Here is a 15,561-nt window from a genome sequence, read left to right on the forward strand (position 1 = left end):
ATGAATGCTGATCTGAACAAGAACGACAACAACAACGACCACCTCGCCGCCGACCCGGTGGTGCACGAGCGCAAGGCGACCGCCGGCCGTCAGCCGCTGTTGGTGGTCGAGGACCTCGTCAAGCACTTCCCGGTCAAGGAGTATTCGGGTCTGTTCCCGACCACGCTGCAGACGCGCGCGGTCGACGGTGTGAGCTTCGACCTGGCGGCGGGCGAGACCCTCGGCCTGGTCGGTGAGTCGGGGTGTGGCAAGACCACCACCGGACGTCTCATCACCCGACTGCTGGAGCCGACCAGCGGCAAGATCACCTTCGACGGGCACGACATCACCCACATGAAGGAGAAGGACCTGCGGCCGCTGCGCCGCGACATCCAGCTGATCTTCCAGGACCCGTACGGTTCGCTGAACCCGCGCTTCACCGTGCAGTCGATCGTCGGCACCCCGCTGGAACTGCACGGCATCGTGCCGAAGAAGCAGATCAAGGCCCGGGTGCAGGAACTGCTGGAGCTGGTAGGTCTCAACCCCGAGCACATCAACCGCTACCCGAACGAGTTCTCCGGCGGTCAGCGGCAGCGCATCGGCATCGCCCGGGCGTTGGCGGTGGAGCCGAAGGTGATCGTCGCCGACGAGCCGGTGTCGGCCCTCGACGTGTCGATCCAGGCGCAGGTGATGAACCTGATGGGCAAGCTGCGCAAGGAGCTCGACATCGCGTTCGTGTTCGTCGCGCACGACCTCGGCGTCGTCCGCCACTTCTGCGACCGCATCGCCGTGATGTACCTCGGCAAGGTGATGGAACTCGGTGACCGTGACGAGATCTACGGCGCGCCCGAGCACCCCTACACGCAGGCGCTGCTGTCGGCGGCGCCCGACCTGAACGTGGTGCGCGGCCACGTGCCCGACGAGCGCATCCGTCTCGTCGGCGACGTGCCGAGCCCGATCGACCCGCCGAGCGGCTGCCGCTTCCGCACCCGTTGCTGGAAGGCGCAGGAGATCTGCTCCCAGGAGGAGCCGCCGATCAAGGGCCACGGTGACACCTTCGGACACGGCATCGCCTGCCACTTCCCGGAGAAGAAGACCTCGCTGACGGCCGACATCGAGGACGTCTCCGCCTGAACAACTGGGGAGAAGTCGCCCGCGACCGACCGATATGGTTGAGGGCGATGAACACCGACACGCAGCCACGACCACTGGTCGGGCACGGGGCGGGGTCGGTCGGGTTCAGCGGCACGCGAGCCGCCTAGGGCCGACCGGCCCCGCCCTCGCATGCCCGAAACCACACACATTCGTTAGGAACTCACATGGAAACCGCCGAGATCCGGCGCCGCTGGCTGAAGTACTTCGAGGACAACGGACACGCGGTCGTGCCGTCCGCACCGTTGATCTACGACGACCCGAACCTGCTGTTCGTCAACGCCGGCATGGTGCCGATGAAGCCGTACATGCTCGGTCAGCAGACCCCGCCGTGGCCGCGGGCCACCAGCGTGCAGAAATGCGTGCGCACCGGCGACATCGAGGAGGTCGGCAAGACCTCCCGGCACGGCACGTTCTTCCAGATGAACGGCAACTTCAGCTTCGGCGACTACTTCAAGGAGCGGGCGATCGAGCTCGCGTGGGGCCTGGTCACCACCCCGATCGCCGACGGCGGTTACGGCCTCGACCCCGACCGCATCTGGCCGACGGTCTACGAGGACGACGACGAGGCGTTCTCGATCTGGACCCAGAAGGTCGGCGTGCCGAAGGAGCGGATCACCCGTCGCGGCAAGGAGGACAACTACTGGAACATGGGCGTGCCCGGTCCGGGTGGACCGTGCTCGGAGCTGTTCTACGACCGCGGCGCACAGTACGGCCCGGACGGCGGACCGGCGGTCGACGAGGACCGCTTCATGGAGTTCTGGAACCTGGTGTTCATGCAGGACGACCTGTCGCAGGTGCGCAGCAAGGCCGACTTCGACATCGCGGGCCCGCTGCCGGCGAAGAACATCGACACCGGCATGGGCCTGGAGCGCATGGCGACGCTGCTCCAGGGCAAGGACAACCTCTACGAGATCGACGAGGTCTTCCCGGTGCTGGCGAAGGCGGCCGAGATGACCGGCCGCACCTACGGTGCGAAGTCCGGCGCCGCTGCCGGTCAGTCGCACCCGGACGACGTGCACCTGCGGGTCGTCGCCGACCACGTCCGCTCGTCGTTGATGCTCATCGGCGACGGTGTGACGCCGGGCAATGAGGGCCGCGGCTACGTGCTGCGCCGGATGCTGCGTCGCGCGGTGCGCGCGATGCGTCTGCTCGGCTACGAGGACAAGGCTCTGCCCGAGCTGCTGCCGGTCTCGGTGGAGCGGATGAAGGCGAGCTACCCCGAGCTCGAGACCGACTTCGCGCGGATCAGCCAGATCGCGTACGGCGAGGAGGATGCCTTCCGGCGCACCCTCGGCGCGGGCACCGTCATCCTCGACACGGCGGTGACCAAGGCGAAGCAGAGCGCCGCGGCGACCGGTGGCGGGCAGGCGACCCTCGCGGGGGAGCAGGCCTTCCAGTTGCACGACACCTACGGCTTCCCGATCGACCTCACCCTCGAGATGGCGGCCGAACAGGGCGTGCACGTCGACGAGTCGGGCTTCCGCCGTCTCATGCAGGAGCAGCGCGACCGCGCGAAGGCCGACGCCAAGTCGAAGAAGGCAGGTCACGCGCACACCGAGGTGTGGAAGGAACTGCGCGAGCTCGGTGCGACCGATTGGCTTGCGTACCAGGGCCTTTCGACGGAGGCGAAGGTCACCGGCATCGTCGTCGACGGCCGCCGGGTGCCCGAGTTGCAGCCCGGTCAGACCGGCCAGGTCGTGCTCGACCGCACCACCTTCTATGCGGAGTCGGGTGGCCAGATCGCCGACGCCGGTGTGATCAGTGGGCCGTACGGCGCGCTCGACGTGCGCGACGTGCAGCGTCCGGTGAAGGGCCTGGTCGTGCACACCGTCGAGGCGACCGAACACGGTCTGACCGTCGGCGACGCCGTCGAGACGAAGGTCGACCCCGACTGGCGGGTGTCGGCCTGCCAGGCGCACTCCGGCACGCACGTCGTGCACGCGGCGCTGCGTCAGGTGCTCGGCCCGTCGGCGCTCCAGTCGGGTTCGTACAACAAGCCCGGCTACCTGCGGCTCGACTTCGCTTGGAACTCCGCGCTCTCGCCGGAGACCCGGTCGGAGATCGAGGAGGTCGCGAACCTCGCTGTGCGACAAGACCTTCCGGTGTCGGCACAGTTCATGACGTTGCCCGAAGCCCGGGAGTGGGGCGCGCTGGCGCTGTTCGGCGAGACCTACGACGAGCAGGTGCGCGTCGTCGAGATCGGCGGCCCGTGGTCGCGTGAGCTGTGTGGTGGCACGCACGTCGCCCACTCCTCGCAGATCGGTGCCCTCACCATGACCGGTGAGTCGAGCGTCGGTTCGGGTGTGCGCCGCGTCGAGGCTTTCGTCGGCATGGACGCGCTGCGCTACCTGGCCAAGGAGCGCGCGCTGGTCGCCGAGCTGAGCGGCCTTGTCGGGGCTCCGGCCGGCGAACTGCGCAGCAAGGTCGAAGACCTCCTCGCGCGGGTGAAGGACGCCGAGCGCGAGATCAACCGGCTCCAGCAGGAGCAGCTGCAGGCGGGTGCCGCGAAGCTCGTCGACCAGGCGCAGGACATCTCCGGCCTGCGGGTGCTCACCCACCACGCAGGGGAGTTGCCGGCCGACCAGGTGCGGTCGCTGGTGCTCAACCTGCGCGACCGCCTCGGCGAGTCGAACGGTTCGGTCGTGGCGGTCACCGGCGTGAACGCGGGCCGTCCGGTCGTCGTCATCGCGACCAACCAGGGCGCCCGCGACCGTGGGGTGCAGGCGGGTGCGCTCGTGAAGAAGGCCGCGTCGGTGCTCGGTGGTGGTGGCGGCGGCAAGCCCGACGTCGCCCAGGGCGGCGGCCAGGACGCCGGCAAGGTCGACGAGGCGTTGACCGCCGTGGCCGACACCGTCCGGTCGGTGCTCGCCTGATCATGCGCCGCGGTGTGCGCGTCGGGGTCGACGTCGGGTCCGTCCGGGTCGGGATCGCAATCTGCGACCCGGACGGGCTCATCGCCACCCCGGAGGCGACCTTCGCCCGCGACGCCGGCGGTGGCACCGACCTGCGTGGCGTGCTCGACCTGGTCGACGAGCGCGGCGCGATCGAGGTGGTCGTCGGACTGCCTCGCTCGCTGTCCGGTGACGAAGGCGCAGCCGCGCAGGCGGCTCGCGACTGGGCGGCCGGGCTGCTGCGTCTGCGTCCCGGTATCGCGGTGCGCCTGGTCGACGAGCGGCTGACGACGGTCGGCGCGCATCGGGCGATGCGCGAAGCTGGAGTTTCGACACGGCGCAGTAAGAGCGTGATCGACAGCCAGGCGGCTGCCATGATCTTGCAAGTTGCGTTGGACACAGAGCGTGCGACCGGTGCCCCCGCCGGCAGTGCGGTAGGCGGGCGCAAACCGCGACACCGGAGCGGTCGCCGGACAGAAGGACATTGAATGAACGACTCCCGACTCTCCGATTCGATCTTCGGGGAGGACGAGAACCACGGTGAGCCCGCGGGCCGACTTCCCGGTCGGCCGAAGGCTCCCGAGGTGCAGAGTCGCGCCCAGGCCCGTGCGGCCCGCCCGGACGACGCCGTCGACCACGAGGCGCAGACGGTCAAGCGCAATCGCCGATCCTGCCTGGTGATGGTGATGGCGTTGGTCGTCGTGGTTGCCGGGCTCGGTGTCGCGCTGAAGACCGTCGGCACCAGCCTCATCCCCAGCTTCGGTGGCGGCAATTCCGGCGGCGGCGACTTCTCCGGTGAAGGCACCGGCAGCGTCGAGGTGAAGGTCAAGGCCGGCGACTCCGGTTATGCGATCGGCCAGGCACTGCAGAAGGCCGGGGTCGTGAAGTCCGCGACCACCTTCTCCTCGGTGGCCGGAGCCAACCCGGAGTTCGCGCGGGTGCAGCCGGGCACCTACAAGCTGAAGAAGCAGATGAGTTCGCAAGCCGCACTCAACCTCCTGCTCGAACCCGGTTCGCGCCTGTCCAAGGGTGTGACCATCCGTGAGGGCCTGTGGGTGAGTGAGGTCTTCGCGACCTTGTCGAAGCAGACCGGAGTGCCGGTTGCGGAGTACAAGAAGGTCAACCCGGCCACGCTCGGTCTGCCGCCGGCCGCCGAGGGCAAACTCGAAGGCTTCCTGTTCCCGAACACCTACGAGTTCGAGCCCAACGCCACCGCGACCGAACAGCTCAAGGCCATGGTCGATCTCGGCAAGAAGCAGCTCAATCAGCTCGGGGTGCCCGCCGACAAGCTGCGCCATGTCGTCATCCTGGCTTCCTTCGTGCAGGGGGAATCCCGCCTCGGAGCCGACGGGCCCAAGGTGGCCCGAGTGATCGAGAACCGGCTGAAGGACAAGATGCCGCTGCAGATGGACTCCTCGATCCACTTCATCACCCAGTCGCGCGGCACGGTCACCACGACCGACAAGGAACGCGACAGTGACAGCCCGTACAACACGTACAAGAACCCCGGACTGCCGCCCGGCCCGATCAACAGCCCCGGACTCGAGGCGTTGAAGGCGGCCGCCAAGCCGGCGCCGGGCGATTGGCTGTACTTCGTGACGGTCAATCAGGAGACGGGCGAGACGAAGTTCGCGACGACGTACGGCGAGCACCAACGCAACGTGGTCGAGTTCCAGAACTGGTGCCGACAGAACCCGGGCAAGTGCTGATCCGTCGCGCTGCGGTGCTGGGTTCGCCGATCGAGCATTCGCTGTCCCCGACACTGCATCGCGCAGCCTATGCGGCGCTGGGACTCGACGGCTGGCAGTACGACCGGTTCGAGGTCGATGAGGCGGCCTTGGGTGACTTCGTCGCCCAACTCGGCCCGGAATGGGCCGGCCTGTCGCTGACGATGCCGCTGAAGGAGCAGGCGCTGCTGCTGGCACACACCTGCGACCCGGTGGCGCTCAAGACGGGGGCGGTCAACACGCTCGTGGCCGAGGACGACGGGTGGCACGGCTACAACACCGACGTCTACGGCGTCGGGGCCGCGCTCGTCGACGCCGGCGTCGGCACGTCGGTGTCGCCCACCTCGGCGCTGGTGTTGGGGTCGGGAGCCACCGCCCGGTCGGTGCTCGCGGCCCTGGCCGGCCTCGGCGTCGTCCGGGTGACCTTCGCGGTGCGCAAGGACGCCCGGGCGTCGACCCTGGCGCAGGCGAACGACCACGGCATCGAGGCGCGGGTGGTCGCGTTGGCCGACGTCGACAAGGTCGCTCACGACTTCCCACTGGTGATCAGCACCCTGCCGCACGGTGCGGCCGACGCGTTCGCTGCCGAGGTGCTGGCCGGCCCGCCCGGGCGCAGCCCGTCCGGCGCGATCTGGATGGACGTCGTCTACGCCGACTGGCCAACGCGATTCGGTGTCGCCGCCGAGCACGCCGGGGCACGCCCGGTCAGCGGGCTGGAGATGCTCATCCACCAGGCCGTGCGTCAGGTCGAGTTGATGACGGGACAGCGTCCGCCGCTGGACGTCGTCCAGCAGGCTGGACACGCTGCGACCGCGACCGACGGGGCGTGAAAAGATCGCGGTCATGTTGCGCTGGTTGACCGCAGGTGAGTCGCACGGGCCGTCGCTGACGGCCGTCCTGGAGGGATTGCCCGCCGGAGTCGAGGTGGCCTCGACCGATCTGCAGGACGCGTTGGCCCGCCGCCGGCTCGGCTACGGGCGCGGTGCGCGGATGAAGTTCGAGCTCGACGAGGTGAGCTTCGTCGGTGGTGTTCGCCACGGCCGCACCCTCGGGTCGCCGATCGCGATCCACATCGCCAACACCGAATGGCCCAAGTGGCAGGCCGTGATGGGCACCGACCCGGTGGAGGAGTCGGCGATCGCCGCGGCCGACGACATCGGCGCCCCGCAGGAACTCGCCCGCAACCGGCCCCTGACCCGTCCGCGTCCGGGACACGCCGACCTGGTCGGCATGCAGAAGTACGGCTTCGACGAGGCGCGTCCGGTGCTCGAACGCGCGTCGGCCCGTGAGACCGCCGCCCGCGTCGCGCTCGGCGCGGTGGCCGAGGCCTTCCTGGAGCAGGCCTACGGCATCCGCCTCGTGTCGCACACCGTGTCGATCGGCACCGCCGACACCCCGGCCGACGCGCCCCTGCCCACCCCGGACGACGTCGCAGCCCTCGACGCCGACCCGGTGCGTTCGCTCGACGCGTCCGCCTCGGCCGCGATGGTCGCCGAGGTCGACGCCGCCAAGAAGGACGGCGACACCCTCGGCGGGGTCGTCGAGGTGCTCGCCTACGGACTCCCGCCGGGCCTCGGCTCGCACGTGCACTGGGACCGCCGCCTCGACGCGCGCCTGGCCGGTGCGCTGATGGGCATCCAGGCGATCAAGGGTGTCGAGGTGGGCGACGGCTTCCTCACCGCGGCCCGTCGCGGATCGGTGGCGCACGACGAGATCGACCGCGCCGACGCGGTGATCCGCCGCGCCACCAACCGGGCCGGCGGCACCGAGGGCGGCATGTCGACCGGTGAGCCGCTGCGGGTGCGTGCCGCGATGAAGCCGATCTCGACCGTGCCGCGTGCGCTGCGCACGATCGACGTCGGCACCGGCGAGGCCGCGACCGCCATCCACCAGCGGTCCGACGTGTGCGCCGTGCCGGCGGCCGGGGTCGTTGCCCAGGCGATGGTGGCGCTCGTGCTCGCCGAGGCGTCCGTGGAGAAGTTCGGTGGCGACAGCGTCGCCGAGACGGCGCGCAACCACCGCGGCTACCTGGAGTCGATCCCGGAGTTGATGCGTTCGTTCGAAGGTGGACGGCACTGATGGCGGACCAGCCCGCTCGTCCGGTCGCGGTGCTGATCGGCCCGCCCGGCGCCGGCAAGACCACCGTGGGGTGCGCGTTGGCGCAGGTGCTGGGTGTCGACTTCGTCGACACCGACGCGCTGGTCGAGACCACCTCGGGCCGCGTCATCAGCGACATCTTCGTCGAGGACGGCGAACCCGCCTTCCGGGAGCTCGAACTCGAGGCCACCCGCAGCGCGCTCGGCACGCCCGGCGTGGTTGCGCTCGGCGGGGGAGCCCCGATGCAGCCGGCCATCGCCGAACTGCTCGCCGATCACAAGGTCGTCTTCCTCGACGTCACGATCGCCCATGCCGCCAAGCGGATCGGGTTCGACGGGTCGCGTCCGTTGCTCGCGGTGAACCCGCGGGCGGCCTGGACCAAGATGATGGGCGAACGCCGCCCCACCTACGAACGGCTCGGCACCGTGCGGGTCGACACGGGTGACCGCACCCCCGAAGAGATCGTCGACGACGTCCGCGCCGGGCTGACCGGGCTGACGGGGGCGGACCAGCGATGAGCGACCTCATTCCGATCACCCCGACCTACGGTCTGCTGCTCGGACGCGGGGTGCTCGAGCGGGTGCCCGAGGTGGTGCCCCACAGCGCGACCCGCGTGCTGCTCGTGCACGCTCCGGTGATGCTCGACGCGGCCTCCCGTCTCGCCGAAGCCCTGCGGGCAGGCGGCCGTGAGGTGTTCGTCGAGGAACTGCCCGATGCCGAAGCGGCCAAGACCGCCGACGTGCTGGTGCGCCTGTGGTCGGTGCTCGGTCAGGCAGGCTTCACCCGCACCGACGTCGTCGTGGCGCTCGGTGGGGGAGCGACCACCGACCTCGGCGGGTTCGTCGCGGCGAGTTGGTTGCGCGGGGTGCCGGTCGTGCAGGTGCCGACCTCGCTGCTCGGCATGGTCGACGCCGCCGTCGGCGGGAAGACCGGCATCAACACCCCCGAGGGCAAGAACCTCGTCGGCGCGTTCCACGAACCGACCGCCGTCGTCTGCGACCTCGACCTGCTGCGCACCCTGCCCAGGCGTGATCTCGTCGCCGGGACGGCCGAGGTCATCAAGTGCGGCTTCATCGCCGACCCGCGCATCCTCGAACTCCTCGACGCCGACCCCGACGCGGCGCTCAACGTCGACGGCGAGGTGTTGCCCGAACTGGTGCGGCGCGCGATCCGGGTGAAGGCCGACGTCGTGAGCGTCGACCTCAAGGAGTCGTCGCTGCGCGAGATCCTCAACTACGGCCACACCTTCGCGCACGCGATCGAACAGGTCGAGCACTACAGCTGGCGCCACGGCGACGCCGTCGCCGTCGGGATGGTCTACGTCGCTGAGCTGTCGAGGCGGGCGGGACTCATCGACCAGCAGCTGGTCGACGAACACCGCCGCTTGCTCCGACTTGTCGGCCTGCCCACCAGCTACACCGGCGGACGCTGGGCCGACCTGCTCACCGCGATGTCGCGCGACAAGAAGACCCGCGGTGCCACGCTGCGGTTCGTCGCGCTGACCGGCATCGCGCAGCCCACCCGGCTGGAGAGTCCCGACCCGCAGTGGCTCGAGGAGGCCTTCGCAGCCGTCAGCACCGAGCGATAGCCCGCGAAAGTTTGCGCGACACGCGGTGCATGTGCGCGAGGCTGCAAACTTTCGCGGGGGTGTTTGGGTCAGTCGGTGGCCGCGTGCTCGATGTCCTTGGGTGCCTCGGCGCACATGATGTCGATGATCTGGCTGCGCCACGGCTCGCCGAGCACACCCCAGTTCGGTTGGTAGCGGTAGATGTCGCGCAGCGGCGTCGCGAGACGTTGCCCGAGCAGCAGTTCGACGTCGTCCGGGGTGATCAGTGACGGGTGGAGCACCCCGACCGCCTCGCTGACCTTCACCAGGTCGCGACGCATCGACTGCAGGTAGTTGGCCAGGCGCACCGATTTGAGCGCCGGGTCGAGGCCGTGCGACAGCCACTTGTTCTGGGTGGCGACGCCGGTGGGGCACTTGTCGGTGTGGCACTTCTGGGTCTGGATGCAGCCGATCGCCAGCATCGCCTCGCGGGCGACGTTGACCATGTCGACGCCGAGCGCGAAGGCGGTGATGGCGCTGCGGGGCAGGCCGAGTTTGCCCGACCCGATGAACGTCACCCGCTCGGTGAGGTCGCGCAGGGCGAAGACGCGGTAGACCCGGGAGAACCCGATGTAGAAGGGAAGAGCCACACCGTCGGTGAAGACCAGGGGAGCGGCGCCGGTGCCGCCCTCACCACCGTCGATGGTGATGAAGTCGACGCCGCGTTGCCCGTCGGCCATCGCGTCGGCCAACTGCTCCCAGAACGACAGGTCTCCGACCGCCGACTTGATGCCGACCGGCAACCCGGTCTCGGTGGCCAGCAGCTCGACCCAGTCGAGCAGCGAGTCGACGTCGTTGAAGGTCGCGTGCCGCGACGGGCTGACGCAGTCCTTGCCCTCGGGGATGCCACGGATCTGGGCGATCTCGGCGGTGACCTTCGCACCCGGCAAAACACCGCCGAGCCCGGGCTTGGCGCCCTGGGAGATCTTGATCTCCAGCGCCCGCACCGGCGCGCCCGCGACGGTGTCCTTCAACCGGCCGAGGTCGAACGCGCCGTGCTCGTCGCGGCAGCCGAAATAGCCCGTGCCGATCTGCCAGATGAGTTCGCCGCCCTGCCGGTGGTAGGGCGACAGCCCGCCCTCACCGGTGTTGTGCATCGCCCCGGCGAGCTTGACCCCTTCGTTGAGCGAGATGATCGCCCGCGACGACAGCGACCCGAAGCTCATCGCCGACACGTTCACCACCGAGTTGGGCCGGAATGCCTTGGCCCGACCGCGCGGTCCGCCGAGGATCTTCGCGCTCGGCAACCGCACGTGATCGCCGTGGTGCGGGTCGGCCGGCGGCGGCATGATGCTGAACGTGCGCTGCTTGATGATCGGGTAGCCCTCCTCCTCCTCGACGTTGTTGTCGGTGCCGAAGCCGACGTAGTTGTTCTCGCCCTTGGCGGACGCGTAGATCCAGGACCGCTGCGCGCGGCTGAACGGGCGCTCCTCGTCGTTGGAGGCCACGACGTACTGCCGCATCTCCGGGCCGATGGTTTCGATCGCGTACCGCGCGTGCCCGATCACCGGGTAGTTGCGCAACAGAGAGTGCTTCTTCTGCAACAGGTCGTGCGCTGCGACACCGGCCGCAGCCACGGCCGGCACGGCGGCCAGCCAGGAGATGGGCTTCATGCGCGCCAGTCTGCTCCAGTGCGAGGTCGGGTAGGGGCGAACACGCGCACGACCGGCTCGAGAAAGGTGGGTGTGCCGACAGCCCGGACGCCGGACGGGACGGGGCAGGCGCGGCGCGCCGGTACGATAGGGCAGTTCCCGCCCGATCTCCGGTCGGCCGCCGGGACACCAGACCTGATGACGACGATGAAAGTGAACCCCGCGTGGCATCCACGAACGACCTGAAGAACGGAATGGTGCTCAACCTCGAAGGCCAGTTGTGGTCGGTGGTCGAGTTCCAGCACGTGAAGCCCGGCAAGGGCCCGGCCTTCGTGCGCACCAAGCTGAAGAACGTGCTGTCCGGCAAGACCGTCGACAAGACGTTCAACGCCGGTGTCAAGGTCGAGACCGCGAACGTCGACCGTTCCGACATGCAGTACCTCTACAAGGACGGCGATGACTACGTCTTCATGGACGTGAAGTCGTACGACCAGATCAACATCCCGTCGGCGACCGTCGGCGACGCCGCGAACTTCCTGCTGGAGAACCAGGAAGCGATCGTCGCGACCCACGACGGCACCGTGCTGTACGTCGAACTGCCGACGTCCGTCGTGCTGGAGATCACCCACACCGAGCCGGGCCTGCAGGGCGACCGCTCGACCGGTGGCACCAAGCCGGCGACCGTCGAGACCGGCGCCGAGATCCAGGTGCCGCTGTTCCTCGAAGTCGGCACCAAGGTCAAGGTCGACACCCGCGACGGTTCCTACCTCGGTCGGGTCAACTGACGCATGGGCGCACGCACGAAGGCCCGTAAGCGGGCCCTCGATCTCCTCTTCGAAGCCGAGCAGCGCCGGGTCGACCCGGTCACCCTGCTCGACGAGCGGGTAGCGGTGCCGGTGACCCCGGCGCCGCTGCCGGAGTACACCGCGCAGTTGGTGCGCGGCGTCGTGGCCCACCTCGGCCAGATCGACGACGCACTGACCACCTACGCCAAGGACTGGCCGCTCGACCGCATGCCCGCGGTCGACCGCAACCTGTTGCGGGTCAGCGCCTTCGAGTTGCTGTTCAACGACGAGGTGCCCGACAAGGTGGCGATCGCCGAGGGCGTCGCGTTGGCGACCGAACTGTCCACCGACGAGTCGCCGAAGTTCGTCGGCGGTCTGCTCAACCGGCTGGCCGAGGTCAAGGACACGCTCGTCTGAGATAAATGCGGCGAACGCAACGGCGGTGATGCACCTGTGCATCGCCGCCGTTCGTCGTCTTCCCCGACCCCGGTCTGGCGTGTTCACTCCGACCACGGCATCATCTCCTGTCGAACCCACCACAGGAGCCCCACATGTCACAGGCTGCCCCTCGTTCGTTCGCCCGTCTCACCGCACTGCTCATCGGTGCGATCTGCGTGCTCGCGATGACGATGTTCGTACCGACCGCCGGGGCCGCAGCCCCGGACTCCCGCACCGTGAAGTACGGATCGGTGAGCCTGCAGGTGCCCGCCTCGTGGTCGGTGGTGAAACTCGACGGCACCCGCGAGTGTGTGCGACTCGACCGTGACGCGGTCTACCTCGGTGCCGCTCCGGCGCAGCAGGACTGCCCGGCGCACGCCGTCGGTCGGGGGAACACGATCTGGTTGCGCCCGGGTGACCAGGCACCCAAGGGGTCCGCGTCCGAGCGGGTCGGTGGCCTCTCGATGGCCGCGGGGCCGCGGGAACGCGCCAACTCCCGCGTTGCCGTGTCGGCCGAACGCAATGTCACGATCGAGAGCGCCTGGGGCACCTCCTCGGCCACCGTCGACGCGGCGCTCGCGACGCTGCGCAGCGACGCCTCGACCTCGCCGCCGGCGCGCACGTCGCAGCAGCGGGCCCAGTCGGCTCAGCAGGCTCAGTCGGCCCAGGCCGCGCCGACGACGACCGTGGCACCGACCGGAGCGCCGTTCACCGGCATGGGCATGGACACCTGCGCGGCACCGTCCGCCGCCACGATGAACGCCTGGGGCGCCTCGCCCTACCGTGCCGTCGGCATCTACATCGGGGGGTCGATGCGGGCGTGCCCCGACGGCAACCTCAACGCCTCGTGGATCTCCACCGTGAGCCGGGCAGGGTGGGGAGTCATCCCGATCTATGTGGGCCCGCAGGCTCCGTGTGTGCAGCAGGGCAACCTCGCCACCATCGATCCGACGAAGGCCGCGGCGCAGGGCACCGCGAACGCTCAGGACGCGATCGCCAAGGCGCGCTCCTTCGGGTTGCCGGCCGGCAGCCCGATCTACTACGACATGGAGCACTACGTCGGCACCACCACCTGCACCACCGCGGTGCTCGACTTCCTGACGGCGTGGACGAACACCTTGCACCAGGCCGGCTTCCGCTCCGCGGTGTACGGCAACAGCAACTCGCTCTTGCGCGATCTGTCCGTGGCGATCACCACTGGGCGGCCGAATTACGTTGCGCCTGACCAGATCTGGTACGCCCAGTGGGACTACAAGCAGACCCTGGACGGCAGCCCGTACGTGCCGGAGTTCCGTAGCGACTACTGGGCGCAGCACCAGCGGATGAAGCAATACAGCGGCGGAGTCACCGAAACCTGGGGCGGCGTGAGCATGAACGTCGACCAGAACTGGATCGACACCTACCTGCCGGGCAACGCCACCAACGTGGCGTACGGCGACCTGACGACCGGCCCCGGCGGCGCCGGGTTCGTCTTCACCGGCCCGATGACCAGCTGGCGGACGATGCCCGGCGTCGGCGTGCAGGGACGCGCCTACTGGACCGGCGCGACGGCAGCCGCGCAGGAGATCAACGGGGCCACCTGGACGCCGCCGGGGCAGACCCCGGGCCTCTACCGGGTGCGCGCCTCGATCCCGGCGCAGAACGCGACGGCGAGCGCCGTCTACAGCGTCACCGACGCAAACGGCACGCGCACCGTGACGATCGCACAGGCGTCCGTCGCCGGTGGTTGGGCCGACCTCGGCACCGCCACCGCGTCCGCCCAGACGCCGATCGTCGTGCACGTCGGCGACAAGGACGCCACGGGAAGCACGTCCACCCGCATCGCGGTCGATGCGGTCTCGCTGACCCTCATCATGCCGCCGGCGACCGCAGTCACCGGCCTGCGTGCGATCGCCGGGGACGCGTCGGCGACCGTTTCCTGGACCCAGCCCGCCGGTACCGCCGAGACGTACCGCGTCACCGCGCAACCGAGCGGACGCTCGGTCGTCGTGCCCGCCACGACGCCCGGGGCAACCGCGACCGCAACGGTGACCGGTCTGCCCAACCACCGCGCGACGACGTTCACGGTGGTGCCGGTGAACCTCGCCGGCGACGGCCCGTCGGCCAGCAGCGGGGCAGTCGTGCCGGAGGGCAAGGTGGGCCTGACCGCGGTCACTCCCACCCGTCTGCTCGACACCCGCAGCGGAACGGGTGTGGCACCGCGCAAGGGGTCGATCCCGCCGGGTGGAACCCTGCGGGTGCAGGTGGCCGGAGTCGACGGCACCCGGGTGCCGACCGGCGCAACGGCCGTGATGGTGAACCTCATCACGCCGACACCCGCCGCCGGAGGTTGGATCGGCGTGCCGGGCGTCGACCCGAACGGCACCACGTCGGCCCAGGTGGTCGCCGGGCGCACCACCGACTCGAACATCACCTTGCCGATCGACGGTGACGGCTGGATCACCTTCGTCAATCACACGGCCCGGGCCCTGCACCTCATCATCGATGTGCAGGGCTACTTCGCGCCGTCCGCGTCGGCCTGGACCACGACCGACCCGCTGCGACTGGGTGACACCCGCTCGGGTGCGGCCGGCTCGTCGGTGGTCGGGTCGATCCCGGCCGGCGGCAGCCGTACCTTCCAGATCGCCGGCGCGGGCGGCGTGCCGTCGACGACGCGGTCGGTGAAGCTGTCGATCATGGCGGTCGACCCGACGAGCACCGGCTACCTGTCGCTCGGGGCGTCGACGTCGGTGCTCAACTACGCGAAAGACCCCTACACCTCCAGTGGTGGCACTGCGATCCTCAGCTCCGACGGCAAACTCACGGTGCGCAACACCTCCGCCGGGCGGGTGCACGTCGTGATCGACGTGCGCGGCTACGCCTCGGCCGGTGCGGCGCAGCTGACGACAGTCGGTGCGGTGCGGGTGCAGGACACCCGGTACACCGGGAAGGTGGCCCCGCTGGGCACCCTGCGGGTGTCGGTCAAGTCGCCGACCGTTCCCGGCGCAGCAACGGCACGCACCGCGTTCCTGCTGGTCACCAACCTCGCCCCGCAGGCGCGTGGCGGCCTCGCGGTCGCGGCAGCCCCGAGCACGGCCCTCACCATCTCCAGCGAACCCGCCGTCTCCCGCTCGGCCGTCGTTGCCGTGCCGATCGCCGCCGACGGTACGGTTTCGGTGACGAACCGGACGTCGGTCGCGGCCGATCTGTTGGTCGACGTGGTGGCCTTCGGTTCGTGACCGCCCGGCCCGGCTCGCCACACGAGCCGGGTGACAAGCCGGGTGACTGGGGAGGGAGACCGGTGGTAGGACC

Annotated in this window: 12 protein-coding genes; 11 read left to right on the plus strand and 1 reads right to left on the minus strand. The window is 69.7% G+C overall.

The window, feature by feature from the left end:
• From DFJ65_RS09860 to aroB, 8 genes are all read left to right on the plus strand, one after another.
• The gene (locus tag DFJ65_RS09860) at nt 1–1,113 is read left to right on the plus strand and encodes an ABC transporter ATP-binding protein (RefSeq protein ID WP_115922873.1); all 1,113 of its coding nucleotides are present in this window, start codon (nt 1–3) and stop codon (nt 1,111–1,113) included.
• A gap of 185 nt (nt 1,114–1,298) precedes the next feature.
• Nucleotides 1,299–4,007 (plus strand): alanine--tRNA ligase, encoded by a 2,709-nt coding sequence (gene alaS / locus DFJ65_RS09865; protein ID WP_115922874.1) that lies wholly within the window; start codon nt 1,299–1,301, stop codon nt 4,005–4,007.
• 2 nt (nt 4,008–4,009) lie between these two features.
• On the plus strand, nt 4,010–4,513 hold the full coding sequence (ruvX, locus tag DFJ65_RS09870; protein ID WP_115922875.1) for a Holliday junction resolvase RuvX: 504 nt from the start codon (nt 4,010–4,012) through the stop codon (nt 4,511–4,513).
• Nucleotides 4,514–5,734: an endolytic transglycosylase MltG gene (gene mltG, locus DFJ65_RS09875; protein ID WP_115922876.1), complete on the plus strand. Its 1,221-nt coding sequence runs from the start codon at nt 4,514–4,516 to the stop codon at nt 5,732–5,734.
• A complete protein-coding gene (locus DFJ65_RS09880) occupies nt 5,728–6,582 on the plus strand; it encodes a shikimate dehydrogenase (RefSeq protein WP_211308413.1) in 855 nt (284 codons plus the stop codon). Before mltG ends, DFJ65_RS09880 begins: the two co-directional genes overlap by 7 nt.
• A 13-nt stretch (nt 6,583–6,595) precedes the next feature.
• Nucleotides 6,596–7,831, plus strand: coding sequence for a chorismate synthase (gene aroC, locus DFJ65_RS09885; RefSeq protein WP_115922877.1), 1,236 nt, complete (start codon nt 6,596–6,598; stop codon nt 7,829–7,831).
• Entirely contained in the window at nt 7,831–8,367 is a 537-nt protein-coding gene (locus tag DFJ65_RS09890; protein ID WP_115922878.1) for a shikimate kinase, read from the plus strand. Before aroC ends, DFJ65_RS09890 begins: the two co-directional genes overlap by 1 nt.
• A complete protein-coding gene (gene aroB, locus DFJ65_RS09895; protein ID WP_115922879.1) occupies nt 8,364–9,437 on the plus strand; it encodes a 3-dehydroquinate synthase in 1,074 nt (357 codons plus the stop codon). The genes DFJ65_RS09890 and aroB overlap by 4 nt, the downstream gene beginning before the upstream one ends.
• Nucleotides 9,438–9,505: 68 nt before the next feature.
• On the opposite strand, the gene DFJ65_RS09900 is transcribed toward aroB, so the two are convergent.
• Entirely contained in the window at nt 9,506–11,068 is a 1,563-nt protein-coding gene (locus tag DFJ65_RS09900; protein WP_211308414.1) for an FMN-binding glutamate synthase family protein, read from the minus strand.
• Between the two features lie 203 nt (nt 11,069–11,271).
• Between DFJ65_RS09900 and efp the strand changes: the two genes are divergently transcribed.
• The 3 genes from efp to DFJ65_RS09915 all read left to right on the plus strand — a co-directional run bounded on the left by efp (nt 11,272) and on the right by DFJ65_RS09915 (nt 15,488).
• Entirely contained in the window at nt 11,272–11,832 is a 561-nt protein-coding gene (gene efp / locus DFJ65_RS09905) for an elongation factor P (protein ID WP_115922880.1), read from the plus strand.
• A 3-nt stretch (nt 11,833–11,835) separates the two neighbouring features.
• Nucleotides 11,836–12,249 carry a transcription antitermination factor NusB gene (nusB, locus tag DFJ65_RS09910; RefSeq protein ID WP_115922881.1) on the plus strand — a complete coding sequence of 138 codons (414 nt, stop codon included), beginning with the start codon at nt 11,836–11,838 and terminating at the stop codon, nt 12,247–12,249.
• A gap of 134 nt (nt 12,250–12,383) precedes the next feature.
• Nucleotides 12,384–15,488 (plus strand): glycoside hydrolase domain-containing protein, encoded by a 3,105-nt coding sequence (locus tag DFJ65_RS09915; RefSeq protein ID WP_115922882.1) that lies wholly within the window; start codon nt 12,384–12,386, stop codon nt 15,486–15,488.
• Nucleotides 15,489–15,561 lie beyond the last annotated feature (73 nt).

The organism is Calidifontibacter indicus (assembly GCF_003386865.1).
Lineage (GTDB): Bacteria > Actinomycetota > Actinomycetes > Actinomycetales > Dermatophilaceae > Yimella > Yimella indica.

Excerpts from the sequence above, each read along its gene's own strand:
- DFJ65_RS09860 (WP_115922873.1), top strand. The coding sequence starts at position 1 with ATGAATGCTGATCTGAACAAGAACGACAACAACAACGACCACCTCGCC.
- alaS (WP_115922874.1), top strand. The coding sequence starts at position 1,299 with ATGGAAACCGCCGAGATCCGGCGCCGCTGGCTGAAGTACTTCGAGGAC.
- ruvX (WP_115922875.1), top strand. The coding sequence starts at position 4,010 with ATGCGCCGCGGTGTGCGCGTCGGGGTCGACGTCGGGTCCGTCCGGGTC.
- mltG (WP_115922876.1), top strand. The coding sequence starts at position 4,514 with ATGAACGACTCCCGACTCTCCGATTCGATCTTCGGGGAGGACGAGAAC.
- aroC (WP_115922877.1), top strand. The coding sequence starts at position 6,596 with ATGTTGCGCTGGTTGACCGCAGGTGAGTCGCACGGGCCGTCGCTGACG.
- DFJ65_RS09890 (WP_115922878.1), top strand. The coding sequence starts at position 7,831 with ATGGCGGACCAGCCCGCTCGTCCGGTCGCGGTGCTGATCGGCCCGCCC.
- aroB (WP_115922879.1), top strand. The coding sequence starts at position 8,364 with ATGAGCGACCTCATTCCGATCACCCCGACCTACGGTCTGCTGCTCGGA.
- DFJ65_RS09900 (WP_211308414.1), bottom strand. The coding sequence starts at position 11,068 with ATGAAGCCCATCTCCTGGCTGGCCGCCGTGCCGGCCGTGGCTGCGGCC.
- nusB (WP_115922881.1), top strand. The coding sequence starts at position 11,836 with ATGGGCGCACGCACGAAGGCCCGTAAGCGGGCCCTCGATCTCCTCTTC.
- DFJ65_RS09915 (WP_115922882.1), top strand. The coding sequence starts at position 12,384 with ATGTCACAGGCTGCCCCTCGTTCGTTCGCCCGTCTCACCGCACTGCTC.